This window comes from Streptomyces sp. P9-A2 (assembly GCF_036634175.1).
Lineage (GTDB): Bacteria > Actinomycetota > Actinomycetes > Streptomycetales > Streptomycetaceae > Streptomyces > Streptomyces pratens.
The window spans coordinates 5,552,751-5,579,334 of record NZ_JAZIFX010000001.1 but is presented as its reverse complement, the minus strand read 5'-3'; the positions used below and the strand labels follow the sequence as shown (position 1 = coordinate 5,579,334).

The following is a 26,584-nucleotide window of genomic DNA, read 5'->3' as shown; positions in this document are numbered from 1 at the left end:
TCGCCGCCGACCAGGGTGGCCGGCCGCTTCCCGAATCCCTCCGAGCCCCTCTGGCCCGTGGTCCGGACCACGGAGACGACGCGGGACCGCGGCATATGCGGCGGTGGGTTGAGTACAGACTATCGAAGGAAGGTTCCGTGTCGACATAGGGCGCACGGGAGGCGCACGATGCGTGCCGTAAGCCCCCTGTGCCCCCTGCACAAAGAACTTCCCCGGGCAAGCGCCTTCTTACGCCCGTCCTGCCGACGCGTGCCACCACGGGGCCGGGTGCGGAACGCCCGGCGTGGCGGTGGCCGGAGGGCCCGGGACCGCAGTGGCCGGAGGGCCCGGGGCGGCGCGCCCAGGACCCTCCGGCCACCGGAGGTCAGACCAGTCCGAGCCGCTCGGCGGCCGTCGCGGCGTCCACGGGGACGGTGACCGGCTGCGGCGCGCCGGCGACGGCCCAGTCCGGGTCCTTCAGACCGTTGCCGGTGACGGTGCACACGATCTTCTGCCCCGGGTCCACCTTGCCCTGCTCGGCGGCCTTCAGCAGACCGGCGACCGACGCGGCGGACGCCGGCTCGACGAAGACGCCCTCCTGCGAGGCCAACAGCCGGTAGGCGCGCAGGATCTCACGGTCCGTCACCTCGTCGATGAGGCCGCCGGACTCGTCCCGCGCGGCAAGCGCGTACTGCCACGAGGCGGGGTTGCCGATCCGGATGGCGGTGGCGATCGTCGCCGGGTCCTTGACGACCTCGCCGCGCACGATCGGGGCACTGCCGGACGCCTGGAAGCCCCACATCCGGGGGGTCCGGGTGGCGATGCCGTCGGCGGCGTACTCCCGGTAGCCCTTCCAGTAGGCGGTGATGTTGCCCGCGTTGCCCACCGGCAGGACGTGGATGTCGGGGGCGTCGCCCAGCATGTCCACGATCTCGAAGGCGGCCGTCTTCTGCCCCTCGATACGCACCGGGTTCACCGAATTGACCAGCGCCACGGGGTAGTTGTCGCTGAGCGCGCGGGCGAGGGTGAGGCAGTCGTCGAAGTTGCCGTCGACCTGGAGGATCTTCGCGCCGTGCACCAGGGCCTGGCCCATCTTGCCCAGGGCGATCTTGCCCTGCGGCACGAGCACCGCGGAGACCATTCCGGCGCGCACTCCGTAGGCGGCGGCGGAGGCGGAGGTGTTGCCTGTGGAGGCGCAGATGACGGCCTGCGCGCCCTCCTCCTTGGCCTTGGAGATGGCCATGGTCATGCCCCGGTCCTTGAAGGACCCGGTCGGGTTCGCGCCCTCGACCTTGAGGTGGACCTCGCAGCCCGTGCGCTCGGAGAGCACCTGCGCCGGCACGAGCGGCGTACCGCCCTCGCGGAGCGTCACGACCGGCGTGGTGTCGGAGACCGGCAGCCGGTCCCGGTACTCCTCGATGATTCCGCGCCACTGGTGGGTCATTGCTGCTTACTCTCCTTCAACCCGCATGATGCTGGCGACACCGCGCACGGTGTCGAGCTTGCGCAAGGCGTCGACGGTGCCGCCGAGGGCCGCGTCGGACGCACGGTGGGTGACGACGACGAGGGAGGCCTCCCCGTCCTTGCCCTGCTGGCGAACCGTATCGATCGAGACACCGTGCTCGGCGAACACGGTCGCGACCTGGGCGAGAACACCCGGTTTGTCGGCCACGTCGAGGCTGATGTGGTAGCGCGTGACGACCTCGCCCATCGGGGAGACGGGGAGCGCCGCGTAGGCGGACTCGCCCGGTCCGGTCGTCCCGGCCAGCCGGTTGCGGCAGACCGCGACGAGGTCACCGAGCACGGCGGAGGCGGTGGGCGCCCCGCCGGCGCCGGGCCCGTAGAACATCAGCTGTCCCGCGGCCTCCGACTCCACGAACACGGCGTTGTACGCGCCGCGGACCGAGGCCAGCGGGTGGGCGAGCGGGATCATCGCCGGATGCACCCGCGCGGTGACGGATCCACCGTCCGCGGCCCGCTCGCAGATGGCCAGCAGCTTGATGGTGCAGCCCATCTCCCTCGCCGAGGCGAAGTCGGCGGCGGTGACCTCGGTCATGCCCTCGCGGTGCACGTCGTCGAGCCGCACGCGCGTGTGGAAGGCGATCCCGGCGAGGATGGCGGCCTTGGCGGCGGCGTCGAAGCCCTCGACGTCGGCGGTCGGGTCGGCTTCCGCGTACCCGAGGGCGGTGGCCTCGTCGAGCGCCTCCTGGTAGCCGGCGCCGGTGGTGTCCATGGCGTCGAGGATGAAGTTCGTCGTCCCGTTGACGATGCCGAGCACCCGGTTGACCTTGTCACCGGCGAGCGACTCGCGCAGCGGCCGGATCAGCGGGATGGCACCGGCGACGGCGGCCTCGTAGTAGAGGTCCTTGCCGTGCTCCTCGGCGGCGGCGTACAGCGCGGCCCCGTCCTGGGCGATCAGCGCCTTGTTCGCGGAGACGACGGACGCGCCGTGCGCGAAGGCGGTGGTGATCAGCGTCCGCGCGGGCTCGATCCCGCCGATGACCTCGATGACGACATCGAGGTCGCCGCGTTTGACCAGGGCGGTGGCGTCTGTGGTGACCAGCTCCGGGGCGATGCCCTCGCGCACCCGGTCCGGGCGCCGCACGGCGACCCCGGCGAGCTCCACCGGGGCGCCGATGCGTGCGGCGAGGTCGGCGGCCTGCGTCGTCATGATGCGCGCCACCTCTGAGCCGACCACTCCGCAGCCCAGCAGCGCCACCTTCAGCGGACGCGTACGCATCATCCGACCTCGTTTCCTGATTACCGTCTAGGTTGCCCCAGTCTCACTCACCGGACGGAAGTTTCTTCCCTTTGTCCGGATCGTGAGACATCAATTTCATCGGGAAGCCGGAAGAACCGAAGATCTTCCGCTTTCCCCCTGTTGCTGCTCCTGCTGTTGTTCTCTTCCCGTTCTCACCCGACGTCGAGGCGGAGGAGGTCGTCCTCGGTCTCACGCCGGACGATGACCCGCGCCTCGCCGTCCGCGACGGCGACGACGGGCGGGCGGAGCACGTGGTTGTAGTTGCTCGCCATCGACCGGCAGTACGCGCCGGTGGCCGGTACGGCGATCAGGTCGCCCGGCGCCAGGTCCCTCGGCAGGAAGGCGTCACGCACCACGATGTCACCACTCTCGCAGTGCTTGCCGACGACCCGGCAGAGCATCGGCTCGGCGTCGGAGCTGCGCGAGACGAGGGAGACGCTGTACTCGGCGTCGTACAGCGCGGTGCGGATGTTGTCCGACATCCCGCCGTCGACGGAGACGTACGTGCGCAGCCCGTCGAGCGGCTTGATGGTGCCGACCTCGTACACCGTGAAGGCGGTCGGGCCGACGATGGCCCGCCCGGGTTCGACGGAGATGCGGGGGGTCGCGAGGCGGGCGCCCTCACACTCCCGGGTGACGATCTCGGTCAGCGCCTTGGCGATCTCGTGCGGCTCGCGGGGGTCGTCGTCGCTGGTGTAGGCGATGCCGAGGCCGCCGCCGAGGTCGATCTCGGGCAGCTCCACCCCGTGCTCGTCCCGGATCTCCTTGAGCAGCCCGACGACCCGGTGGGCGGCGACCTCGAACCCGGACATGTCGAAGATCTGCGACCCGATGTGGCTGTGGATGCCGATGAGCTCCAGCCCGTCCAGCTGGAGCGCCCGCCGCACGGCTTCGGCGGCCTGCCCGCCGGCGAGCGGGATCCCGAACTTCTGGTCCTCGTGGGCGGTGGCGATGAACTCGTGCGTGTGCGCCTCGACGCCGACGGTGATGCGGATCTGAACCCGCTGCCGCCGGCCGAGCGACTGCGCGATGTGCGCGACCCGGACGATCTCCTGGAAGGAGTCGAGCACGATCCGGCCGACCCCGGCCTCGACGGCCCGGCGGATCTCGGTCACGGACTTGTTGTTGCCGTGGAAGGCGATCCGGTCGGCGGGCATACCGGCGGACAGGGCGGTGGCCAGTTCCCCGCCGGAGCAGACGTCGAGGTTCAGCCCTTCCTCGTGGAGCCACCGCACGACGGCCCGGGAGAGGAACGCCTTGCCGGCGTAGAACACGTCGGCGTCATCCCCGAAGGCGGTGCGCCAGGCCTGCGCGCGGGCCCGGAAGTCGGTCTCGTCGAGGATGTAGGCGGGGGTGCCGAACTCCTCGGCGAGCCGCGTGACGGGGATCCCGCCGACGGTGAGCTCGCCGTCCTCGTCACGGCCGACGGTCTGCGCCCACACCTTCGGGTCGAGGGCGTTGAGATCGGCGGGCGGTGCGGAATAGTGCCCCTCGGGCAGGACATCGGCGTAACGGGGCCCGGCGGGGTGTGCGGAACGGCTCATTCTTCGCGTGCTCTCTCAAAGATGGTCGGGTGCGTCGATACCGAGCAGGGACAGGCCGTCGGCCAGCACCGTCCCGGCGGCTTCGGCGAGCGCGAGCCGGGCGCGGTGGACGGCCGAGGGTTTCTCCGCGCCGAGCGGCAGCACGGCGGGAAGCAGCGGCTGCGCGGCATCGGCGACGGTGACGAGGTGCCGGGCGAGCCGGTCGGGGGCGCGGTGCCGCGCGGCGGCCGCGAGAACGCGGGGGTGGTCGGCGAGGGCGGTGAGCAGCGGCCGGGGTCCGTCCATGCCGACGGGGCCGGGCTCGGCATGGAACCCGAGGTCGGCGGCGTTGCGTGCGAGGGCGCGGGTGCGGGCGTGGGCGTACCGCACCCGGAAGAGGGGGTTGCTCTCCCTCTGCTCCAGGTGCTCCGCACCGATCCGCGGCCGGTCGTGCGCCGCGGGCCGCAGCAACGCCCACCGCGCGGCGTCCCGGCCGAGCGGCAGCGGGTCGGCGGGGGCGGGCACGGGACGGACGTCGATACGGAGGGCATCGATCCGGAGGGCGTCGGAGGCCGCACCGGGCTGATGATCGACGGGCCGGTGATCGACGACTCCGCCCCCGAGTACGGCGATCCACTCGGGCCGGGGGGCGGCCTCACAGCCGGCCCGCACCAGGCATCCCTGGGACCGCAGAATCCGAACAAGCACGTCGAGATGAACAAAGGCACGCACCTCGGCGGCGGCGTGCAGCAGTACCCGCTCCCCGCTCGCCTCCGGCAGATGCCCGTAAGGGATGTCACCGGGACCGGTGATCTCCGCCACGAGGGCGAGGGGGGCGGCAGCCCCGCGCAGGCTGATGTTGATGAACCCGGGTCCGGTGATGACGACATCACCGATGCCGTCGGCGCGCAGCAGGCGGTCCCGGAGAACCTCGGCAACGTGCCGCGGCGTGCGCCCGGCCGGGCGGGCCAGCTGAAGGGCGACGTTGGTGGCGTACTCTCCGCACCCCCCGGGCCCCGGCGGAGCGACGACGACCCGCTCGGGCACGGCCACCCGCAGCTCCCCCTCGTCGACAGCACAGCGCACCGCGCGCAGCACGGTACGGGAGAGTTCGACGGGGGTCACGGGACAAGGGTAGGGGAGGAGGGGGGTCGGGAAGCGAGCCGGTTCGGCCGTGATCCCGCCATGTGGACGCCCGAACGGACGGACCGGGCGGCGCGACTACCCCGGAGCGTGCCCGGCGGCCCGCTCCGCACCCCCGAAGCCACCGCCACCGCTCACCCCACCGCCGATCCCGCTGCTCCCACCATCACTCCCCCGCCTTCGCCGCTCGAGCAACTGCCATACCATCCGCACGAGTTCAGTGGGCTCGAAGGGCTTGGCGAGGAAAGCATCCACACCGACATCGAGCCCGCTCTCGACCTCGTACTGGGTACAGGCACTGATGATGGCGAGCGGAAGGTCACGGGTCCGGGGATCGGAACGCAGCCGGGCCGCGGTCCTGAGCCCGTCGAGCCGCGGCATGGCGACATCCAGGGTGACCAGGTCGGGCCGCACCTGATGGACGACTTCCAGACACTCGGCACCATCGGCCGCGGTCACGACCTCGATGCCCTCAAGCTCGAGATTGACCCTGATCAACTGCCGGATGACCTTGTTGTCGTCCACAACAAGCACCCGGCGCGACGCCCCTGGCACAACTCGAGAGTAGGTCGAGACCGGCCACCGCGTCCGCGTTTTCCCCACTTCCATCCCCAGAGGCGACCCCTCGACCACAGAGGGTGACACCCGCCTCCCCCGACCCCGGAAAACCGGTTCATGACCACCCCGTCAGAACTGGTACTGTTCTACCCGTCGAAGCGATCACCGCGACCGACACGCCCCCGTAGCTCAGGGGATAGAGCAACGGCCTCCGGAGCCGTGTGCGCAGGTTCGAATCCTGCCGGGGGCACCCTGCATGAGGTGCCCAAAGACCCCGTCACCAGCGGAAACGCTGAGGCCGGGGTCTTCGCGTATGTGCAGCCGTGTGTCGCCCTGAGCGGCCGTATGCCGGGGTCTGTGGACGAGACGTGGACGGGATCTTGGAGCATCGCCGCAGATGACTGGCGCTTTCGGCGGACGGTCAGCCGATGCTCGTTGCAACGGTGCGCCTGCCGATCCCGTATCCCCGGCCACCACGCCGTCACACGGCAGTCGACTGCTTAGATCAGCGGCATGACTGACTGGTCTCGACTCCACCACGCTTATGGCACGGCAGAAGACGTCCCCGGCCTGCTCGATGGAGCGAGTACGGACGCACAGAGCCCCGACTGGGACGAACTGTGGTCCCGGCTGTGCCATCAGGACACTGTCTACTCGGCGAGCTACGCAGCCTTGCCCGCTCTGACCCGGATGGCGCGGCAATGGTCGACCCCGGATCGTCAGGCGCCGCTGTATCTGGCCGGCTCGATCATGGTCAGCACGGACCGACCTCACGACGGGAAAGATCCCCGGGTGACCTACGCCTCGGAGATATCCGAGCTGATCCGACTGACCGAGGAAGCCCTTCAGGACTCCACACTCGCTGACTTCCCAGGGACTTACATCGATTTGCTGGCCACGCTTTTGAGTTTTCAGGGTGTCAAGGTCTGGGGCGAGCGGCTCGACGGATTGAACGATGGGGAGTACGAGGTCTCCTGTCCTACATGCGCCTCGGAGAACTTCATAGTCCTCGGAGAGGACGGCTTCTTCTCCACCACAGACAGCATGTACATGAAGCAATCCGCAGGGAGAAAGGTACCGTTGCAGCCCCGGTCCTCCGAAGCCTTGGACGGGCTGGCCCGAACCCTTCACTCGCGCGCGCTCGCGGATGGCCACCCCGGCATCGCACACAAGGTGACCTATGTCTTCGGCGACGCACAGTGCGCCGAGTGCGACACGGTCTTCAGCGTCGAGGAAGCCATCACCACCCGATGGGGCTGATGAGACCGCACCCGTCCCCCACGGACGGCCCCAGGTGACACCGGAGCCCCTGGAGAAGACTCCAGGGGCTCCGGTTCCGAGGCCGGTGACGTCACTCGTACTCGCGCAGCAGGTCCTCGATGCGCCGGTTGGCGACGTCCTGCCGCCCGTCCGGGCACTTCGCGTAGCGGGTCAGCAGGACCTCGACGCTGTTGCCGGCGCGCTCAGCCACCTCGGTCGGGTCGACACCGGCGTTGAGCCGTGTCGACAACGCCGAGTGCCGAAGGTCATACGGCCGACTCGCAAGGGGCGAGGCCGCGACGGCCGGCGGGAGCGCGAGGAGCCGGGCCTCCTGCCACACGCGGTAGTAGGTCGAGGACGGAACGACCGCGCCCTACTCGCTGAGAAACAGCCACCCGTCGTCCGCCGTGCCGAAGGTGGCCAGGTGCTCACGGAGCACGGCGACGAGGCGCGGCAGGATGGGCACCCGCCTGACGTCCTCGGTCGGCCGGTTCTTCAGCCCGCGGTCGTCATGAGTCTCCCCGAGTCGGTCCACTGCTTGCCGACCGACGGACGGGCCCGGTGGAGCAGTGCTGAGCCCCAGCCCTGCTCGGGAAGGTTCAGGTCCATCTCGGCAAGGCCGACCGCTTCCGCCGGCCGGAGGCCGCCGAAGTGCACGGCGGCGAACAGACCCGCGAGGCGACGACCACGGGCACGCCGATACCCGCCGACGTAGGAGACGGCCGCCAGGAGGTTCCGGGCCTGCTCCGGGTTGGTGACAACCCGCGGATCGACCTGGTTGGACACCCTCGGCTTCTGCCGGCTGACAGCCGTGATGGGGTTCTCACACAGTTCCCCCAAGTCGACGGCGTAATTCGCGGCATTGAGCGTTTTTCATCCTCGGTCCGAGTAGGTCAGATGCAGGCTCAGGACGGCTTGCACCAGGCCGGTGATGCGGGTGGGGGGGGGGACAGCGCAGCTTCCGCAGCAGCCGCCGGCCCTTCAACACGGGCCTGTCATGAATGGCAGTCAGGGTCTTTCATTCGGATCACGCAGGGTTCGTGTGCCCCGGCATGATGGGCGAGACCCTGCTTCAGGGCTCCCGGCAACAGCCCAGAAAAGTGCGAGGGTTCCGCAGAGGCGTACCGGGGGGAGTACCTGCCGTGGGGCGAGTCCTTCCGACTTCACGAAGGGGGCATCATGGACGCCGGTTGGGTGGGGTTGTTGATCGCCATGGTAGGCGTGGCAGGAACGCTGGGAGCCGCGCTGCTGACACAGAACCGCGCGGACCACACCAAGCGCATGGAGCTCCAGGCCGCCGCTGAACAACGGCGCGAGGAACGCGGTCATGCCGAGGAGTTGCTCCGGGCGGAGCAGGCCAGACAATGGCAGTGCGAGAGCCTTGAACGGCGGCGCACCTGCTACATCACACTGAACACTGCCTCACGCCAGTACCTGACGGCGATGACCAACTATCTCTACGCGCTTCAACACAGTGAGGACGTCGACACGTCCCTGAAGAATCTGGAGGCGGGCAGGCTGGCTTATCGGGACAGCTACGCGGAATCCCAGATGGTTGTTCCGGACGCGGTGTTGCGCGCCTCCGGCACGGCAAAAAGGCGTTTGAACGCCGCGTACGGCAAGCTCAGGAAGTACGGAGCGGCACCCTCCACATACGCGGAGGAACTGGCGACGCTGGAGAGTGAATTCCACGACGAGGTCTGGCCTTACCTGGGGGTACTGAAGCAGTCCATGCGCGCCGATCTGGGCGTCGACGAGTAGCTTCGGCCAGTCGGCCCCGCACCACAGCCGCACCGGAACGGGCGGGGAACAGCGGTAGATCACGGTGAGGCCAGGCGTCACCGCCACGGCCGCGACCCCACCGTTCGCCCAGTTCAAGGGCTGATTCGGCCCACATGACCGCAGCTTCCCGAGCCGAGGGCTCCGAAGCCGCCGCCACGGGCCGACCGCCGCGGCTGATTCTGGTCGACGGCCCACGACGGCCCACGACGGCAGCGCGGCTGAGGCCGGTGAGGGTGCAGCGAGGCACCCCGCGTGCACAGCTTCCCTCACCGGCACCTGAGACAGCCGACGTACTCCACGCCCGGACCAGCCTCGATGACACCCGCAGCCACGCCGCGCAACTCCCCCGAACGCCGCAAGGCGCTCACCGGGAAGAGTGGCGTGGACGGGCCACCGTACCCGGAGGCCAGGGGGTGGCGCGTCGCACGATGTGGCGGCGCGGGCAGGTGCACGGGGCCGCGAGAGACGGGCCTTTGCTTCATTCCAAGGGGCCGTCAGGTGACGTCTTCCGTGGGCGCGTTACGCCTTTAGGGGGAAACCGCTCCGGGATGCGGCGCGCCTCACTCCGGAAAAGACTGTGGCGTGGTTTTCCCTCCGCCTGTCTCCCGCTTGTGCGATTGAGGTTCCCGATGAATCCGAATCATGCCGCCTGTCCCCCCTGGGGGATGGGGCACCAGCCTGTCCCGCCCGGCCCGAGCGGACGCGACAAGGCCTGCGCGCGGCGGGAGCGGATACAGCTGGTGCTGGCGTGCTCAGCGGCGGGCATGCTGCTCACGGGCTGCTTCGCTGCCGGTCACACCACAACCGGTGACCGGGTCGGACGTCCCCTGACACGGAACCAGGCACCTTCGACGCCGGCGAACAGCAAGCCGGCCCAAGCGCCGCCGGGCCTCCCCGACACGCGGACTTCGGCCCCGACGGGTGTGGACAACACGCTCGCCCGTCTGCTCGAACCGATTCGAACGCAGAGCGGCACCCAGGTGTCGGTCGCCGTTCTGGAGCCCAGGACCGGCCGGCGGACGGTGTACGGCTCACAGACACACATCACCGCGAGCGTGGCGAAGGTAAACATCCTGGCGGCACTGCTGCTGCGTGCCCAGGGCGAAAGACGGTCGCTCACCCCGTGGGAGATATCCACCGCCGCCTCAATGATCCAGAGCAGCGACAACGACTCCGCAAGTGCCCTGTGGCAACGTATCGGCGGCGGCCCAGGACTCGCTGACGCCAACAAGGCCCTGGGGCTGACCTCCACCCAAGCGGGACCAGGTGCCCACTGGGGCCTCACCCGCACCACCGCGGCAGACCAACTAACCCTGTTGACCGCCGTGTTCGCCGACCATTCACCGCTCAGCGAAGCCTCACGCCACCTGATCCAGACCTTCATGGGCCGGATCGACGCCGACCAGGACTGGGGAGTGTCCGCGGAAGGCAGCCGTTGGCAACTCAAGAACGGCTGGCTGCAGCGCTCCCACTCGCAACGCTGGGCGATCAACAGCATGGGGCGAGTCAAAGCGCACGGGAGCACGTTCTACGTCGTCGTCCTCTCTCACGGCAGCCCGAGCATGTCTCACGGCATCTCCACGGTGGAGCGAGCAGCACGAACAGCCGTACACGCCCTTCGCAGCACCACTCCTCCTGTGTCTCCGATCATCCACTGACCCCATTTTTTTCTGCCACCCCGAGGCCGCGTCCACTGCGCCAGGCTTGGACCTTCCGGCCCGTCGACCGGAGCCACGACGGCGCCGTCAGCCACATGACATCGAACAACGAGGAGGATGAGAAGTAGGATCAGTGGCATGAGCGACCCCACCGGCAAGTATTCCATCACCATGCCGCGCGACATCGCCGAAGCGGCCAAGGCCCGCAGCGGCCCTTCCGGCCTGTCCGCCTACGTGGCCGCGGCCGTCGCCCGTCAGATCGAACGGGACAACCTCAACGAGATCATTCAGGTCTCCGAAGCCGAGCACGGGCCCGTCACGGACGAGGAGATCCAGTCGCTCCGCGACCAGCTCCACCAGGCGCGCCGCGAGCAGACGCGGGGCGGAGCGAGTGCCGCGTGACCCGCTCCCCCGCCACCCCCGGCGGCACCCTTGTCCTTGACAGCGAAGGGCTGGCCAAGGCCGTCCTGCGCGACCGAACCGTGACCGGGTGGCTCGCCCTGGCCCGTGCCGATGATCTGCGTGTGATCACCTCGGCGGCCACACTGGTGGAAGTGGCGCACCCCAGGATCAACCGCCCGGCCCTGGAGTGGACGCTCTCCCGCCTCGTCGTGGAACCCGTCACCGAACCGATCGCCCGGCACGCCTCCGCACTCCTCGCGGACTGCGGTCTCCACGGTCACAAGTACGCCATCGACGCCATGCTCGGCGCCACAGCCCTGGCCGCACCCGGGCCCGTCACGGTCCTCACCTCCGACCCCGAGGACCTCACCGCGCTGTGCGGCGGGCGCGTCACCGTCATGAAGGTCTGACCGCGGGTGCCTCTCAGCGGGTGACGGCGAGGTGTGTGGACAGGGCGTCCAGGAAGCCCGGGGCGTCGAAGAGGGCGCCGGCCGAGGCGACGCCGGTTGTTCCGGTGCGACCGGTGAGGATGCGGTGGACCGCTTCCACCGAGAAGGGCGCGGTGACGGCGTAGAGGTCGCGGCCGCTCGTCACGGCGCGGCGTTGTTCGTCGCCGGAGCGTACGACGGCGTCGACGAGGAAGGTCTGGGGCGGACCGGCCGCGCCCGTCGACGGCGGTCGGGCGCCGGTGTGTCGGTGGACGCGACATCTCTCGCCGTCTCGACCGTCATGTAGGTGCGTACGTCGGGGACGGTCAGGTGACGGGGGACGGTGACGACGTCGGCCATGGTGAACTCCCCGATCACGGAACGGGCTCCGAGAGGTTCGGGGAAGGTCCGTTCCAGGGTGGGCGGGGCGTCGTCGCGGTATTCGAGAGCGCCGTTCCGGCAGGTGACGTGTCGACCGTCCTCGCGTCGGCCGGAGACCTCGCCCGCGGGGTCCCCCGAACGCCTACCGCCGCACCTTCCGCAGCTCACGATCCGGCGGGGAACACGACAGCGGGGAACATATCGGCTCCGCGCCGCGCTGACCGTGATGTCCCGCCGGACACCCGGACAGGACGCGCCCACCGGGCACAGCGGACAGGACACCGGCCGGAGTTACCGGGCCGGCCGGCGCGAAGGAGTGTGAGACGGATGACGACGACGACAGGGAATGACCTGCCCACCGTGGTGGAGGACCCCTCGCTCGTGACAGTCTGCGGACGCAGGATCGCAGTGCGGTGTCTGCGGCTCGCCCCCGCGGACCGGCCCATCAGCAGGGTCACCCTGGACGTCGGCCAGGACCGGGGAGGCGCGCCGGGGACGTGGGCGTCGCTCACCGCCGACGAGGCGCGCGCCCTGGCCCGTCTGCTGCTCCTGCACGCCGGGCTCGCCGAGGGGGGCGCCGGCCCCGTGGAGCCGCCCCGGCCGAAGGGCCGTAGCCGGTACCGCTCGGAGTAGGGCTTGCCGAGTCCCTTGTAGCCCTCCGGCATCACGCCCACCAGTTCACCGCGTTCCAGCAGCTTGAGCGCGTTGTCCATGCGCGCGGCGGTGTGTCCCGCCTTGCGAGGGAGTGGAGGACGCCGAAGCCTTCCACCTCACATGAAAGGATCGAAGAAGCGCTCATTGACGCGACCGTTCAACGAGACGGACCGTATACGACCCAGGTGGTTCTGCGGCTTTAGTCTTTCAGCCAGTCCGGCGCGTGTCATCGATCGGTTGACCTGTTCACCTCGTCAACATCCGGCCGACTCCGCAAGGGTGGCGGTCTCCACCACGCGTTGAGGAGAACCGCGTCGGGAGCCGACGGAAAGCGCACTGCGACGGGAGGACGGGGCACCGGCGGATCCTTCCCCGGGACGAGTGACTCGCGCCCGGACCCGTCGGAGGGGGCGGACGCGTGCGCGACACGAGACGGGGAACGCGCTCGCACCCCGACGGCCGCGGCTTGCCGAGGGCGTGGCCCCGCGCCTCCCGGCGGCCGCACAGAGGGGCACCGCTGCCGACGCGCGGCCATGCTGACTCCCGTCCGCCCCGACGAGGCCCGGCGGCCGCGTGCCGCCCCGTCAGCGCGTGCCGTCCCGTCAGAGGTGTGGCGGCCCGTCAGGAGGTGTGGCGGCCCAGGAGGACCAGTTCCCGGTTCAGTTCGGCGAGGAAGCGGGTCACGGTCGTCAGCTCCTCGCGGGTGAAGCGGGAGCGGGCGGTTTCGGTGCTCCGGGCCAAGGGACGGAAGAAGTCGCCGGCGACGACTCTGGCCGCCTCCTCGTAGTGCAGATGGACCACGCGGCGGTCACCCAGGGCACGTACGCGGCGAATGTGGCCCGCCCTTTCGAGGCGGTCGATGCACGCCGTCACCGCACCCGAGGTGAGGTCGAGCCGGTCGCGCAGCCGGCCGGGGGTCATGGGGCCTTCGGCCGGGTCGGCGTCCAGGATCGCGACCAGTGCCTGTACATCGGTGAGGTGGAGGCCCTGTTCCTGGGCGAACTCGTGGGCGATGCGGTTGAACTCGGTGTTCATCCGGCGCAGCAGCACCGCGAACGCCTGCATCCCTGTGGGGTCGTCTCCCGGAAGGGACGAGGAGGGGGTTTCGGTGCCGGACATGCGGTCAGTATATATTCATTCAACCATTGAGATACTTGATGGTTGAGGCTTACTTTCCTGTCCCGTTCCGTTCCATTCCATTCCGTTCTGTTCCGTTCTGTTCCGATGTTGCTTGGGGATTCGATGAGAACCACACCGCGCTGGGGCCGGTGGCTCGTGCCGCTCGTCCTGCTGATCGTCTGGCTGGGTGTGGGCGGCATGCTCGGCCCCTACGCGGGCAAGCTGGGCGAGGTCTCCACCAACGACCAGGCCGCGTTCCTGCCGCAGAGCGCCGAGTCGACCAAGGTGCTCGAAGCGGGTGAGTCGTTCGAGCGGGCCGGGGCGTCGCGGACGGTTCCCGCCATCGTGGTGTGGACGGTCGGCAAGGGCGGGGACGGCACGGTCACCGAGGCGCAGCGGGAGGCGGCCACCCGGGCGGTCGGCGGGCTCGCCGGGCGGCCCGGGGTCGTCGGTGCTCCGTCGCCCGCCCTCGTCTCCGACGACCAGCAGGCCATGCAGTCCGTCGTCCCGCTGAAGCCCGACCTCGAGGACGACCTGTCCAAGGTCCTGGACGAGATCCGGGAGGCGGCGAACAGCGTGCCGGGGACCACGGCGCAGATCGCGGGACCGGCGGCGAGCCAGGCCGATCTGTCGGACGCGTTCGCCGGGATCGACGGGCTGCTGCTGGGCGTGGCGCTCGCCGCGGTGCTGGTGATCCTTCTGCTGGTCTACCGGAGCGTCCTGCTGCCGTTCCTGATCATCCTCGGGTCCGTCTTCGCCCTCGCCCTCGCGTGCGCGGTCGTGTACGCGCTGGCCGACCGGGACGTCGTCCGGGTGGACGGCCAGGTGCAGGGCATCCTCTCCATCCTCGTGATCGGCGCCGCCACGGACTACGCGCTGCTGCTGACCGCGCGCTTCCGCGAGGAACTCGCCGCGCGCGGGGACCGGTTCGCGGCCGCGGCGACCGCGGTGCGCCGCTCGTTCGGGGCGATCACGGCCAGTGCCGCGACCGTGGCGCTCGGCCTGCTGGCCCTGCTCGCCAGCGATCTCACCAACAACCGCGCCCTCGGGCCGGTCGGCGCCATCGGCATCGTGTGCTCCGTGCTCTCCACGCTCACCTTCCTGCCGGCCGTGCTGGCCCTGCTGGGGCGCAGCGCCTTCTGGCCCTCCCGGCCGAAGGCGGCCGACAGCACGCCCTCCGCGGACGGCTCCGTGGAGAAGCCCGGTGTGTGGCAGCGGGTCGCCGCGACCGTGGACCGGCGGCCGCGCGCGACGTGGGTGGTGACCGCGCTGGTGCTCGCCGTCTTCGCGGCCTTCTCCCCGGCCCTCTCCTCGAAGGGCGTCCCGCTCGACGAGATCTTCGTCGGCGAGGCCTCCTCGGTCTCCGCCCAGGAGACACTCGGTGAGCACTTCCCCGGCGGCTCCGGCAACCCCGCCGTCATCGTCGCCGACGCCGGCCGTGCCGCCCAGGTGACGGCCGCGGCCGAGAAGACCGACGGTGTGGCGTCGGCCGCCACGATCTCCGCCTCGGGGCGTCCCGGGGGCGAGCCGCTCGTCGCCGACGGCCGCGTCCAGATCTCCGCCACGCTCGAGGCCGGGGCCGACAGCGACGCCGCCAAGGAGACCGTCGAACGGCTCCGCGAGAACGTGCACGCGGTCTCCGGGGCCGACGCGCTGGTCGGCGGCTACACGGCGCAGCAGTACGACACCCAGGAGACCGCCGCCCGGGACCGTACGGTGATCGTGCCGATCGTGCTCGCCATCATTCTGCTGATCCTCGTCCTGCTGCTGCGCTCGCTGCTCGTACCGGTGCTGCTGGTGGCGACCGTGGGGCTCAACTTCCTGGCGACGCTCGGGGTCTCGGCACTCGTCTTCGAGCATCTCCTCGGGTTCTCGGGCACGGACGCCTCGGTACCGCTGTACGGGTTCGTGTTCCTGGTGGCGCTGGGCGTCGACTACAACATCTTCCTGATGTCCCGGGTCCGGGAGGAGGCGCTCACGCACGGCAGCCGGCAGGGCGTGCTGCGCGGGCTCACCACGACCGGCGGGGTCATCACCTCGGCGGGTGTCGTCCTCGCGGCGACGTTCGCGGCCCTGATGGTGATCCCCCTGGCCTTCCTGGTCCAGATCGCGTTCATCGTGGCCTTCGGCGTCCTGCTCGACACCCTCGTGGTCCGCTCGCTCCTGGTGCCCGCGCTGGTGATCGACATCGGTCCGCGGGCGTGGTGGCCGAGCGTCCTGGCCCGCAAGGGCGACGCGGGGGCCGGTGCGGGCTCCGGGACCGGGACCGGGACCGGAGCCGGTGCCGGTCCCGGTGCCGGTCCCGCCTCCGACGCCGGATCCGGTTCCCGGTCCGGCTGAACGGGCGCGGGCACCGCGCTGCCGCCATGATCGGACGAGAGGAAGCGGAAAGCGGCCTCGGGCGAGCGCGGAGGAGACGGACGTGGGCACCGACGCGGGGATGAACGCGGACAGGGACGCGGGCTCGGACGGACAGCGGGGCGGGGGCGGCGCCGAGCGGTTGCACTGCCTGGTCACCGGCGCCTCCGGATACGTCGGTGGCCGCCTCGTACCGGAGCTGCTGCGGGCCGGCCACCGGGTGCGGTGCCTCGCCCGCACCCCCGGCAAGCTCCGCGACCATCCCTGGGCGGGTGACGTCGAGACAGTCCGGGGCGACGTCACGGATCCCGGTTCGGTCGCCGCGGCCCTGCGCGGGATCGACGTCGCCTACTACCTGGTGCACGCCCTCGGTACCGGCTCCGGGTTCGAGGAGACCGACCGGCGGGCGGCCCGGACCTTCACGGAGGAGGCCCGGGCCGCCGGCGTACGGCGCATCGTCTACCTGGGCGGGCTGACCCCGCGCGGTGTCCCGGAGCGGTCCCTGTCCCCGCATCTGCGCTCCCGCGCCGAGGTGGGGCGGATCTTCCTCGACGGGCCGGTGCCCGCCACCGTGCTGCGGGCCGCGGTCGTCATCGGGTCGGGGTCGGCGTCGTTCGAGATGCTGCGTTATCTGACCGAGCGGCTGCCGGTCATGGTGACCCCCAGCTGGGTGCACACCCGGATCCAGCCGGTCGCGGTACGCGATGTGCTGCGGTACCTGGTGGGCTCGGCCGGCATGCCCGCAGAAGTCGACCGGACGTTCGACATCGGTGGGCCGGACATCATCACCTACCGCGAGATGATGCAGCGGTACGCCGTCCTGGCCGGCCTGCGGCGGCGGCTCGTCGTGCCGGTGCCGGTGCTCACGCCGAGGCTGTCCAGCCACTGGATCGGGCTCGTCACTCCCGTACCCGCCTCCCTGGCCCGGCCGTTGACGGAATCGCTGCGCCACGAGGTCGTCTGCCACGAGCACGACATCGCCCGGTACGTGCCCGACACGCCGGGCAGTCCGCTGCCGTTCGACGAGGCGCTGGCACTGGCGCTGCGGCGGGTGCGGGAGGCGCAGGTCGCCACGCGCTGGTCGTCCGCGAGCCTGCCGGGGGCGCCCAGCGATCCGCTGCCCACCGACCCCGACTGGGCCGGCGGGAGTCTCTACCAGGACGAGCGCCGGATGCCGGTCGAGGCGTCCGTGGAGTCGCTGTGGAAGGTGATCGAGGGCATCGGCGGGGACAACGGCTGGTACTCCTTCCCGCTGGCCTGGGCGGTGCGGGGCTGGCTGGACCGGTTCGTCGGCGGTGTCGGCCTGCGGCGCGGGCGGCGCGACGCCGAGCGGCTGCGGGTCGGGGACTCGCTGGACTTCTGGCGGGTCGAGGAGATCGAGCCCGGCCGGCTGCTGCGGCTGCGGGCCGAGATGCGGCTGCCGGGCCTGGCGTGGCTGGAGATGTACGCCGGCACGGACGACGAGGGCCGTACTCATTACCGGCAACGCGCCCTGTTCCACCCGCGTGGGCTGCCGGGCCACGCCTACTGGTGGTCCGTCGCCCCGTTCCACGCCGTCGTCTTCGGCGGCATGGCCCGCAACATCACCCAGGCGGCCGCGAAGGGCATGAGCGCGCACGGGGCCGATGCCCGCAGGGGCCGCCGCGAAAGCCACGAGCCCGTACGGGGCGCACGGGGCGTACGGCACGTATGGCGCGCCCGGCGCCCGCGCCGCGGGGGGCAAGTCCGGTGAGGGCGTGCCCGGCTCCGCATCCGTGGGCCGGGAACAGCCCGAAGGGACGGTGGGAAAGCGAACAAGGCCTCATGCACGACCAGGAGCAGCCCCATGACCGTCGCGGTCGTCCTGTTCACCTCGGATCTGCGTCTGCACGATCACCCGCCGCTGCGTGCCGCGCTCGCCGCGGCCGACGAGGTGGTGCCGCTCTTCGTACGCGACCCCGGTGTCCACGCGGCCGGCTTCGACGTGCCGAACCGTGCCGCCTTCCTCGCCGACTGTCTGCGGGATCTCGACGCCTCACTGCGCCGGCGCGGCGGCCGGCTGGTCGTGCGTACGGGGCCGGTGGTCCGGGAGGCCGGCGCGGTCGCCGCGGAGTGCGGGGCCGCGGAGGTGCACATGGCGGCGGGCGTCAGCGGCTACGCCCAGCGGCGGGAGGAGCGGCTGCGGGAGGACCTCGGCCGGCGCGGAGTGGCGCTGCGGGTGCACGACGCCGTGATCACCGCCGTCGCCGCCGGGGCCGTGACGCCCGCCGGGTCCGACCACTATGCCGTGTTCACCCCCTACTTCCGCCGCTGGTCGCAGGAGCGGCTGCGGGAAAGCTGCCCGGCGCCGCGTGCCGTGCGGGTGCCCGGCGCGGTGCGCGGCGAGCCGCTGCCCTCCCGTGACGGTCTGCCCGGCCTCTCGCCCGGTCTCCCCACCGGGGGCGAGACGCGGGGGCGCGAACGGTTCGCCCGATGGGCCCGGTCCCGGATGCCGGCGTACGTGGAGGGGCACGACGATCTGGCGGGCGACGCGACCTCCCGGCTCTCGCCCTACCTCCACTTCGGGGCCCTCTCGCCGGTGGAACTCGTCCAGCGGGCCCGCTCGCGGGGTGGAGCCGGGGCGGAGGCGTTCGTACGCCAGTTGTGCTGGCGCGACTTCCACCACCAGGTGCTGGCGGCGCGGCCCGAGGCGTCCCGGCGGGACTACCGCCCCCGGCACGACCGGTGGCGGACCGAGGACGAGGCGGCCGAGGACATCGCCGCGTGGCGGGCGGGCCGTACCGGCTATCCGGTCGTGGACGCGGCGATGCGCCAACTGCTCCACGAGGGCTGGATGCACAACCGGGCACGGCTGCTGGCGGCGAGCTTCCTGACCAAGACGCTGTACGTGGACTGGCGGGTCGGCGCCCGGCACTTCCTGGACCTGCTCGTGGACGGCGACCTCGTCAACAACCAGCTCAACTGGCAGTGGGTCGCCGGGACCGGCAACGACACCCGCCCGAACCGCGTCCTCAACCCCGTGCGCCAGGGCCGGCGTTACGACCCGGACGGCGCCTACGTACGGCGCTGGGTACCCGAACTGAAAGACGTGGACGAGCGGAACGTGCACGAGCCCTGGCGACTGCCGGAGGACCGGCGTGCCGCCCTGGACTATCCCGCCCCGCTGATCGGTCTCGCCGACGGGCTGACCCGCTTCGCACACGCCCGCGGCCTCGACTGAGCCCGGGCTCCGTACTCCGCGCCTCGGGGTGGGGACTCGGAACGGGGCGTTCACCGCGCGGGGGATCCCGGGCAGACAAGGGGATCCCGGGGAGACAAGAGATTTTCCCGGCGTCCTCGAGCGCGGCCGGGCCGATCGAGCGGGGTGACGGCGGTCGCCTCGTCGCCCCTCCCGGCCTCGCCCGGCCGAGGACCTCTGCGAACTCCGGATCACCCTGGAGCCGGGCGGTGTCTCCGGCGCGATCGAGGGTCCCTCCTGCGGCACGATCCGGCGGTCGTCGCCACCGGGCCGGAGCGCCGGTACGCGCTGCGCGAGCGGCCGTCGGCGCCGGATCCGCGTGTCACGGTCCGGGACGAGCGGTTCCACGACTCGGCCTGGTGGGTGTTCACGATCCGGTTGTCACCCATGTGTCCCACGGTGCCGCACAGGACTTCCGACCGGACCGTGCCGTCCCGACGGCACCACCGCTCCCACCCCCTTCTCGCACCCCGCTCGCACCACAGCTCGCACCACGGCTCGCACCGCCGCTCGCCCCGCCGTCGGCACGACCGATTGCTCGCCGATCACCCCCTGACGGTTCATGTATATAAATGGTGTTCACTGTCTTGATGAGGTGGGCTGCCGGTGCGTAGAGTCCGGTCACCTCGCCCGTACGCACTGGACGGAGCCACTCGTGTCCAAGCAACTCCGCAAGCCAAGAGGAGGGCGGCAGGCCGGCGTTCTCGCCGCCGTTCTCGCCGTGACCGCTGCCACCGCCACCGCTTGTTCCTCGGGCGGCACAGCCCGGCAGGACGACTCCCGGCCCCTGGAGGTCTGGATCCGGCAGGACGCCGGGAGTCCCGCCGCGGAGTCGGCCGAGGCCCTCACCAAGGCCTTCACCAAGGAGAGCGGCATCGAGGCGAAGCTGGTCGCCGTCGGTGTCACGGACTTCGAGACCAAGCTTCAGCAGCGCACCGCGCAGAAGGACCTGCCGGACGTCGTCATCAACGACACGGGCCAGCTGGGCAACCTGGTGACCCAGGGGCTGGTCCGCGAGGTCGACCGCGAGGTTGTGACCGGGAGCGCCGATCTCGCCGACCGCGCCTGGGAGGCCGCGCGGGGCTACGACGGCAAGTACTACGGCGTGCCCTTCAACTCGCAGGCCTTCGCGCTGCTGGTGCGCAAGGACTGGCGGGAGGCCGTGGGCGCCGACGTTCCCAGGACCTGGGACGAACTCACCGAACTGGCCGTGAAGTTCACCGACGACGACCCGGACGGCAACGGCAAGAACGACACCGCCGGCATGGTGATACCCGGGAGCACCACCCGCGGCTATCTGACCTGGTGGTTCTCGACCATGCTGTGGTCCGGGGGCGGCGACTTCGTCAAGGAGCGGGGCGAGGGCTACGTGGCCGCGATCGACGAGCCCGCGTCGGTCGCGGCGGTCGAGAAGCTCCAGGCGATGTTCTGCGAATCCAAGGTCGCGCAGCCGGGCGCCAGTACCGCCGACTCCTCGGCCACGCACACCTTCTTCGAGAGCGGCAGGGGCGGCATCTACCTGACCGGCCCGTACATGCTGCCGCGCTTCGACGGGTCGCTCGGCAAGGACAAGTACGAGGTGATCGCGCCGCCGCCGGGCGCCGGCGGCGAGGCCGTCCTGGCGGAGGGCGAGAACGTCTACCTGATGGCCGGCTCCGGCAACGAGAAGGGCCAGCAGGAGTACGCCGAGTTCGCCGCCTCCCCGGCCGGCCAGAAGATCGGTCTCGGCGTCGACAACGGCGGCATCATCGTCCGGCTGCCGGTCAACACGACGGTCGACGGGGCCGCCGAACGGAAGGACCCCCGCTGGGAGACCTTCCAGGAGGTCTACAACGAGTCCGGGCGCAACGCGCCGGCCCTGCCCAACTGGTCCGCCGTCCGGCAGATGTCGTCCGAGGGCCTGAACGGCGTCGTCTCCACATGCTCGCGCGACGCGGGCAAGGCGATGGGCGAGCTGGCGGACGAGCTGGACGCCGAGCTCGAGAGGCAGGGGGCCAAGGACGAATGACGGTGACCGAGGCACGGACGTCACCGGGCCCGGACACCCGGCGTCCGCTGCGCGCGGGCCCGCCGGCGAAGGTGCGGCTGCGACGGGCCGCGACACCGTGGCTCTTCCTGGCCCCGGCCCTGCTGCTCTTCCTGTACTTCAAGTTCATCCCCATGGCCCAGGCCGTGCGGATGAGCTTCGAGGAGGTCCGTCCGTTCCTCGGCAACACCTACGTCGGCGGCGCGAACTACACGGAGATAGCTGGTAGTTCAGATTTCGGCGCGGCGGTGTGGCACACCGTGGTCCTGGCCGTGGCGACCACCGCCGGGTCGATCGTGCTCGGTCTCGCGCTGGCTCTGCTGCTGGAGGGGCAGACCCGGAGCCTGTGGTTCGTCCGGTCGGCGATCTTCCTGCCGGTGGTCACGGCCATGGCGGTGGTGGCCGAGGTGTGGCGGGTCATGTACTACCCGGCCGAGGGCGGGGCGCTGAACTCGGTGCTGTCCGTCTTCGGCCTGGGGCCGAGCGAGTTCCTCAACTCACCGGACAGCTCACTGGCGTCCATCGCCTTCGTCGGTGTCTGGCGGGGCGCCCCCTACGACATGATGATCTTCCTGGCGGGGCTGGCCGGTGTGGACCGGGTGCTGTACGAGGCGTCGGCGGTCGACGGCGCCTCGCGCTTCCGCCGGATCTGGCACGTCACGCTGCCCGGTCTGCGGCCGGTGTTCGCGATCCTGCTGACCCTGGCGGCGATCCGGGGCCTGCGGATCTTCACCGAGGTGTTCCTGCTCACCAACGGCGGGCCGGACGGCTCGACGGAGGTGCTGCTGACGCTGACGTACAAGCTCGGACTCGAACGCAACGAGCTGGGTGTGGCGGCGGCCGGAACCGTGCTGCTGTTCCTGGTCCTGCTGGTGCTGACCGTCGCGTCGCGACTGCGCAGGAGGGAGGCCCGATGAGGAACGAGACCGCGCTCGGCCTACGGGAGGCACGCGGGCCATGGGCCCGGGCCGCCCGGTTCGTCCTGTACACCGTCCTTTTCGTGATCTTCGCGGGGCCGCTGCTGGCGCTGATGGTCGGCGCCTTCACACCGACCGTGGACCCGACGCAGTTCACCCTGTTCCCCGACCGGCTGTCGCTCGACAACCTGGAACGGGCGATCGACCGGGGCGTCCTGGACTACCTCCTCAACTCCTTCATCGTGGTCGGCTTCGGCCTGGCCCTGCAGGTCCTGGTCAGCGTCTTCGCCGGCTACGCCCTGGCCCGTAAGCGCTTCCGCGGTTCGGCGGCGGTGCTGGTGATCGTCCTGGCGACGATGACGCTGCCGGAGGAGGTGCTGGCCGTACCGCTGTCGGTGCTGCTGGCGGATCTGCCGGTGGTGCACATCAGCCTGGTCGGCTCGCTGGCCGGCATGATCGTGCCGGTGGCGGCGTGGGGCTTCTCCATCCTGGTCATGACCGAGTTCATGAAGGAGATCCCCAGGGAGCTGGAGGAGTCGGCGAAGCTGGACGGCGCGGGCGAGTTCCGCATCTTCTGGCAGGTCGTGCTGCCTCTGTGCCGCCCCGCGCTGGGCGTCATCGGCATCTTCGGTTTCACCATGATCTGGGACCAGTACATGCTCCCCCTGCTGGTCGCCACGGACCCGGCCCAGTACACCCTGCCGCTGGCCCTGCGTTCCATGCGCTCGGACGACCAGGTGGGCATCGGCGTACTCCTCGTGGGCGCGTTCCTGGCCATGCTGCCGTCCGTACTCGCCTTCCTGGCCCTCCAGCGCTCGTTCATCCGCGGGCTGACGTCGGGGGCGGTCAAGGGGTAGGGGGGTGGAGCGGGCAGGGGCGGCGGAACGGAGGAACCTCGTCCCCGCCGGGGACACTTCCCGCCGGGGACACTTCCGGCCTGACGCGGGGGCGCCGGTTCGTCAGGTGGGCATTCCGCGCTCGGCGAGGCCGCTCTCATAGGCGATGATGACCAGTTGGGCGCGGTCGCGGGCGTGCAGTTTGGCCAGGAGACTGCTCACGTGCGTCTTCACGGTGGGCAGGCTGATCACCAACTGCCGGGAGATCTCCGCGTTCGACAGTCCGTTGGCGATCAGAACCAGGACCTCCTGCTCCCGCCCGGTGAGCCCGACGAGCCGGGGGGCCGGCCGGGCCGTCTCGTCGTCGCGCGAGAAGGCGGCGATGAGACGGCGCGTGACGGAGGGGGCCAGGACGCCCTCGCCGGTGGCGATGACCCGGATGCCGGCGACGAGGTCGGACGGCGAGGCATCCTTCAGCATGAATCCGCTCGCGCCCGCCTGCAGGGCCGGGTAGACGTACTCGTCCATGTCGAACATCGTGAGGGCCAGCACCCGCACACCGGCCATGGTCTCGTCGGAACAGATCTCCCGGGTGGCCGCGATGCCGTCCATGACGGGCATACGCAGATCCATCAGGACGACGTCCGGGGCGAGTTGCCGGGCGAGCTCCACCGCCTCGGCGCCGTCACCCGCCTCGCCGACCGTCTCCATGCCGGGAGTGGAATCGACGAGGACCCGGAAACTGCCGCGCAACAGGGCCTGATCGTCCGCGATCAGCACCCGCACCGCCTCACCCATTTCGCCATCCTCGCACGCTGTTTCCCGCACGCCGCTCATCGGGCCATCGGGTTTTGCCGTTCCAGCAGGTCGGAACAGCGGTTTCGTCCCGTCGGCCGCCGTTCGCTCATGCGCCGTCGACGACCAGCTCGCCCGTCCCGGTGTCCCCGACCGGGACGGTGACGCCGTACGGCTCCGCGAGCCGGGCGAAGTCGGTGAGGATCTCCTTCGCTTCGGCCGTCCCGGCCAGGCGGGGACGGCCCCGGCGGTGCACCCGCTCCCCGAAGCCCAGCTCGACCGGGTGGAGGCGCGAGCCGACCAGTTCCCCGTCGTCGAAGGTGAGCACCGGCACGAGTGTCCGCCAGTACGGGCGATGCGGGGCGAACAGCCGTCGGCCGTGTGAGCTGAGCTCGTCGAAGTAGTGGCCCGGGGTGAGCTGGTCCGCCGCGGGAATCCTCGCGTAGTCCTCGGCGGGGACATGATCGGCGAGTTCGATCTGGCTGACGATGTTGCCCAAGCTGTAGAAGATCGGCTTTCCCCGGTGGAGCTCCATTCCGCGCAGGAGGTGCGGGCCGTGTCCGACGACGATGTCGGCGCCTTCGTCGATCATCCGATGGGCGAACACACGAAGGAACTCGCCGGGTGTCTCCGGCGTCGGACCGGGCTCATGGGAGTGCACGGCGACCATGACGAGATCCGCGCGCCGTCGCGCCTCGGCCACCCACCGGGAGATCTCGTCGAGGTCTTTCGGATCGCAGCTGGTGGTGAACCCCGGGACGTCCGCGGCCTGGAAGCGCGTGCCGAACAGCATGAGCCGGTCGGGCGAGGGCATGGCGGGATCGAACCCGAGCAGGGTGCGCGCTTCGGCCCGCCGGTCCCGCAGCCCCGTCTCGCCGTCGATCTCCCGGAGTGTGTCCAGCTGGGCGGGCGTCACCCGCAGTGTCGCGGTGTGCCGCAGCGGGTTCAGGCCGGGCCGGCCCGGCAGGTCGGGCGAGGGTTCGGCCGCCTCCTGCCCGGGCAGGAACGTCGAACTGCACGAGATCAGGGCCAGGCTGCCCCCGGGCCGGTCGACATAGACCGGCCGTCGCGCGGCGGTGAGGTCGGCGCCGATCCCGGCGAAGGGGATCCGCTTCGCGTTCAGCAGGTCGACGGTGCCGAGCAGGCCGTCCGCCCCCAGGTCCAGCGCATGGTTGTTCGCGCAGCCCAGTACGTCGAACCCCGCCGCCGTGATCTCGTCGAGCACTCCGGGGTCCGCGATCAGGCCGCCGCCACCGGCCGCGTTGTGCACCGGGTGCCCCCGTCCGCCGGCGGGCACGACCTCCAGGTTGGTGAAGGCGAAGTCCGCCGAGCGCAGCACCTCCCGGAGTTCCCGGGCGGCCGGGTCGGAGGTGATCAGCGCTCCTCTGGTCGCCATGCAGTCGCCGGAGAGCGCCACGGTCAGCCGGGTCATCCCTGAGCCTCCCGCACCGCGCGGGTGAGTGCGGCGGCAGCGTCCGAGCCGGTGACCTCGATACGTTCGCCTTCCACCATGACGGTCGGGGTCAGCGCGACCTTGCGCGAGGCGGCGACATCGGAGACGTACGCCGTCCAGGGTGTGTACGTGCCGTCCTGGACGCAGGCCGCGAAGGAGTCGTCGGTGATTCCCGCGTCCCGGCCGGCGGCGATCAGCCGGGCCTCGCCGAGTCCGGGCCCGCCCTCCGAGGGCTGCTCGTCGAACAGCACCGCGGAGTACTGCTCGAACCTGCCCTGGTCGGCCGCGCAGGCCGCGGCGGAGGCGGCGCGGGTCGAGTAGCCCTCGGGGCTGCTGCGGTTGTCGAGGAAGACGACCGGGTGGTAGACGACGCTCACCTCGCCGCCGGCCTTCAGGGTCTCCAGTTCGGGGGCGAGGGCCCGCTCCGTGTTGCGGCATTCGGGGCAGAGGTAGTCGAGGTAGAGGTCGATCCGTACCTTGCCGGTGGAGACGGCCAGCCCCGCATCGTCGTCGGTCACCCCTGCGGGGACACGGTTCGGTGCCTCGTCCGGCGCCGTGTTGTTCGCCCGGACGAGGCCGGCACCGACGAGCGCGGCACCGGCCACCACGGCCACGGCCACCAGCGACACCCCCAGGGTGCGCCGTCGGCGGCGCCGCTTCTGCACCATCTCCCGCACCATGACGTCCGTCGGCTGCATGCCTATCGCTCCTTCTCTTCCAGCTCTTCCAGGACCCAGCGGTCCAGCGCGTACCGGGTTCGCGGGCTCCGGACCAGGAGGACGGCCGCGGCGAGGAAGACCAGGTCACGGGCTATGTCGATGACATAGCCGCGTTCGGCCCCGCTGGTCACGGTGCCGCCGCTGCTGAAGCAGCCGCAGTCGATGGACAGTCCTCGGGCCCACACCGAGGTGATGGCCGCGATGTACATCACCATCAGTGCGACGGTGGCGGCCGCCACCGCCCTGGTGGCCAACCCCGCGACCAGCAGCAGGGCGAGCGCCAGCTCGACGAACGGGAGAGCACCACCGACGAGTTGGGCAAGGTCCTCGGGCACGATCCGGTAGAGGGCGACCGTCCGGCCCGCCTCCGTGAGGTCCTGGATCTTCAGCAGGCCGGCGTAGCCCAGGACCGCCGCCAGGAGCAGCCGCGCCGCGGTCCCGATCCACTCCATCGTGATCCGGGCGGCCTTCGCCTCCGTACCCCGCGCCGCCCCCGGCCTCGTGTCCCGTACCGTCCTTGGTTTCGTGACACCCACCGTGCGAACTCCCCTCGAACTCACTGCGTGCAGGTCCGCCGCGTGCAGGTCCGCCGCGTGCAGGTCTGCCGCGTATGGC

At 70.9% G+C, this 26,584-nt stretch carries 22 protein-coding genes, 1 tRNA gene and 3 pseudogenes; 13 read left to right on the top strand and 13 right to left on the bottom strand.

What is annotated here, in order from left to right:
* Positions 1 to 364: 364 nt before the first annotated feature.
* The 5 genes from thrC to V4Y04_RS25495 all read right to left on the bottom strand — a co-directional run bounded on the left by thrC (position 365) and on the right by V4Y04_RS25495 (position 6,015).
* Positions 365 to 1,423, bottom strand: coding sequence for a threonine synthase (gene thrC / locus V4Y04_RS25515; RefSeq protein WP_332430649.1), 1,059 nt, complete (start codon positions 1,421 to 1,423; stop codon positions 365 to 367).
* A 6-nt stretch (positions 1,424 to 1,429) separates the two neighbouring features.
* Positions 1,430 to 2,722, bottom strand: coding sequence for a homoserine dehydrogenase (locus V4Y04_RS25510; RefSeq protein WP_332430647.1), 1,293 nt, complete (start codon positions 2,720 to 2,722; stop codon positions 1,430 to 1,432).
* Between the two features lie 170 nt (positions 2,723 to 2,892).
* A complete protein-coding gene (gene lysA, locus V4Y04_RS25505; RefSeq protein WP_332430646.1) occupies positions 2,893 to 4,284 on the bottom strand; it encodes a diaminopimelate decarboxylase in 1,392 nt (463 codons plus the stop codon).
* Positions 4,285 to 4,299: 15 nt separating this feature from the next.
* Positions 4,300 to 5,388 (bottom strand): ArgS-related anticodon-binding protein NrtL, encoded by a 1,089-nt coding sequence (nrtL, locus tag V4Y04_RS25500; RefSeq protein WP_332430645.1) that lies wholly within the window; start codon positions 5,386 to 5,388, stop codon positions 4,300 to 4,302.
* Between the two features lie 96 nt (positions 5,389 to 5,484).
* Positions 5,485 to 6,015, bottom strand: a complete 531-nt coding sequence (locus V4Y04_RS25495; protein ID WP_332430644.1) for a response regulator — start codon at positions 6,013 to 6,015, stop codon at positions 5,485 to 5,487.
* Between the two features lie 127 nt (positions 6,016 to 6,142).
* Between V4Y04_RS25495 and V4Y04_RS25490 the strand changes: the two genes are divergently transcribed.
* Both V4Y04_RS25490 and V4Y04_RS25485 read left to right on the top strand, forming a co-directional pair.
* Positions 6,143 to 6,214: transfer RNA gene (locus V4Y04_RS25490), tRNA-Arg, on the top strand.
* 263 nt (positions 6,215 to 6,477) lie between these two features.
* Complete coding sequence (locus V4Y04_RS25485) at positions 6,478 to 7,224, top strand: hypothetical protein (protein ID WP_332430643.1); 747 nt, start codon at positions 6,478 to 6,480, stop codon at positions 7,222 to 7,224.
* Positions 7,225 to 7,315: 91 nt separating this feature from the next.
* On the opposite strand, the pseudogene V4Y04_RS25480 reads toward V4Y04_RS25485, so the two are convergent.
* A pseudogene (locus V4Y04_RS25480) lies at positions 7,316 to 8,091 on the bottom strand (tyrosine-type recombinase/integrase); the annotation flags it as partial.
* A gap of 312 nt (positions 8,092 to 8,403) precedes the next feature.
* Here V4Y04_RS25480 and V4Y04_RS25475 point away from each other — a divergent pair.
* The 4 genes from V4Y04_RS25475 (at position 8,404) to V4Y04_RS25460 (ending at position 11,476) form a co-directional block, all read left to right on the top strand.
* Positions 8,404 to 8,985 (top strand): hypothetical protein, encoded by a 582-nt coding sequence (locus V4Y04_RS25475; protein WP_332430642.1) that lies wholly within the window; start codon positions 8,404 to 8,406, stop codon positions 8,983 to 8,985.
* Positions 8,986 to 9,929: 944 nt separating this feature from the next.
* The gene (locus V4Y04_RS25470; RefSeq protein ID WP_332430641.1) at positions 9,930 to 10,664 is read left to right on the top strand and encodes a serine hydrolase; all 735 of its coding nucleotides are present in this window, start codon (positions 9,930 to 9,932) and stop codon (positions 10,662 to 10,664) included.
* 138 nt (positions 10,665 to 10,802) lie between these two features.
* A complete protein-coding gene (locus V4Y04_RS25465; RefSeq protein WP_332430640.1) occupies positions 10,803 to 11,066 on the top strand; it encodes a CopG family transcriptional regulator in 264 nt (87 codons plus the stop codon).
* Positions 11,063 to 11,476: a type II toxin-antitoxin system VapC family toxin gene (locus tag V4Y04_RS25460; RefSeq protein WP_332430639.1), complete on the top strand. Its 414-nt coding sequence runs from the start codon at positions 11,063 to 11,065 to the stop codon at positions 11,474 to 11,476. The genes V4Y04_RS25465 and V4Y04_RS25460 overlap by 4 nt, the downstream gene beginning before the upstream one ends.
* Positions 11,477 to 11,489: 13 nt before the next feature.
* On the opposite strand, the pseudogene V4Y04_RS25455 reads toward V4Y04_RS25460, so the two are convergent.
* Positions 11,490 to 12,001 (bottom strand): annotated as a pseudogene (locus tag V4Y04_RS25455) (saccharopine dehydrogenase); the annotation flags it as partial.
* A 201-nt stretch (positions 12,002 to 12,202) separates the two neighbouring features.
* On the opposite strand from V4Y04_RS25455, the gene V4Y04_RS25450 reads away from it, so the two are divergent.
* On the top strand, positions 12,203 to 12,508 hold the full coding sequence (locus V4Y04_RS25450) for a hypothetical protein (protein ID WP_332430638.1): 306 nt from the start codon (positions 12,203 to 12,205) through the stop codon (positions 12,506 to 12,508).
* Here V4Y04_RS25450 and V4Y04_RS25445 read toward each other — a convergent pair.
* A pseudogene (locus V4Y04_RS25445) lies at positions 12,433 to 12,621 on the bottom strand (acyltransferase); the annotation flags it as partial. The gene V4Y04_RS25450 and the pseudogene V4Y04_RS25445 sit on opposite strands and share 76 nt — an antisense overlap.
* A gap of 529 nt (positions 12,622 to 13,150) precedes the next feature.
* Positions 13,151 to 13,648, bottom strand: a complete 498-nt coding sequence (locus tag V4Y04_RS25440; protein WP_332430637.1) for a MarR family winged helix-turn-helix transcriptional regulator — start codon at positions 13,646 to 13,648, stop codon at positions 13,151 to 13,153.
* 123 nt (positions 13,649 to 13,771) lie between these two features.
* On the opposite strand from V4Y04_RS25440, the gene V4Y04_RS25435 reads away from it, so the two are divergent.
* The 6 genes from V4Y04_RS25435 to V4Y04_RS25410 all read left to right on the top strand — a co-directional run bounded on the left by V4Y04_RS25435 (position 13,772) and on the right by V4Y04_RS25410 (position 23,023).
* Positions 13,772 to 15,988, top strand: coding sequence for an MMPL family transporter (locus V4Y04_RS25435; RefSeq protein ID WP_332430636.1), 2,217 nt, complete (start codon positions 13,772 to 13,774; stop codon positions 15,986 to 15,988).
* Between the two features lie 100 nt (positions 15,989 to 16,088).
* On the top strand, positions 16,089 to 17,738 hold the full coding sequence (locus V4Y04_RS25430; RefSeq protein ID WP_332432997.1) for an SDR family oxidoreductase: 1,650 nt from the start codon (positions 16,089 to 16,091) through the stop codon (positions 17,736 to 17,738).
* Positions 17,739 to 17,831: 93 nt separating this feature from the next.
* Complete coding sequence (locus V4Y04_RS25425; RefSeq protein WP_332430635.1) at positions 17,832 to 19,205, top strand: cryptochrome/photolyase family protein; 1,374 nt, start codon at positions 17,832 to 17,834, stop codon at positions 19,203 to 19,205.
* A gap of 673 nt (positions 19,206 to 19,878) precedes the next feature.
* Entirely contained in the window at positions 19,879 to 21,231 is a 1,353-nt protein-coding gene (locus tag V4Y04_RS25420; RefSeq protein WP_332430634.1) for an ABC transporter substrate-binding protein, read from the top strand.
* Positions 21,228 to 22,166, top strand: coding sequence for a carbohydrate ABC transporter permease (locus tag V4Y04_RS25415; protein WP_332430633.1), 939 nt, complete (start codon positions 21,228 to 21,230; stop codon positions 22,164 to 22,166). Before V4Y04_RS25420 ends, V4Y04_RS25415 begins: the two co-directional genes overlap by 4 nt.
* Complete coding sequence (locus V4Y04_RS25410) at positions 22,163 to 23,023, top strand: carbohydrate ABC transporter permease (RefSeq protein ID WP_332430632.1); 861 nt, start codon at positions 22,163 to 22,165, stop codon at positions 23,021 to 23,023. Before V4Y04_RS25415 ends, V4Y04_RS25410 begins: the two co-directional genes overlap by 4 nt.
* Positions 23,024 to 23,125: 102 nt before the next feature.
* Here the strand turns inward: V4Y04_RS25410 and V4Y04_RS25405 are convergent, their stop codons facing one another.
* From V4Y04_RS25405 to V4Y04_RS25390, 4 genes are all read right to left on the bottom strand, one after another.
* The gene (locus V4Y04_RS25405; protein ID WP_332430631.1) at positions 23,126 to 23,800 is read right to left on the bottom strand and encodes a response regulator transcription factor; all 675 of its coding nucleotides are present in this window, start codon (positions 23,798 to 23,800) and stop codon (positions 23,126 to 23,128) included.
* A gap of 106 nt (positions 23,801 to 23,906) precedes the next feature.
* Positions 23,907 to 25,229, bottom strand: coding sequence for a lasso peptide C-terminal Trp epimerase (mslH, locus tag V4Y04_RS25400; protein ID WP_332430630.1), 1,323 nt, complete (start codon positions 25,227 to 25,229; stop codon positions 23,907 to 23,909).
* Positions 25,226 to 25,948 (bottom strand): DsbA family protein, encoded by a 723-nt coding sequence (locus tag V4Y04_RS25395; RefSeq protein WP_332430629.1) that lies wholly within the window; start codon positions 25,946 to 25,948, stop codon positions 25,226 to 25,228. Before V4Y04_RS25395 ends, mslH begins: the two co-directional genes overlap by 4 nt.
* A 2-nt stretch (positions 25,949 to 25,950) precedes the next feature.
* A complete protein-coding gene (locus tag V4Y04_RS25390) occupies positions 25,951 to 26,505 on the bottom strand; it encodes a MauE/DoxX family redox-associated membrane protein (protein WP_332430628.1) in 555 nt (184 codons plus the stop codon).
* Positions 26,506 to 26,584 lie beyond the last annotated feature (79 nt).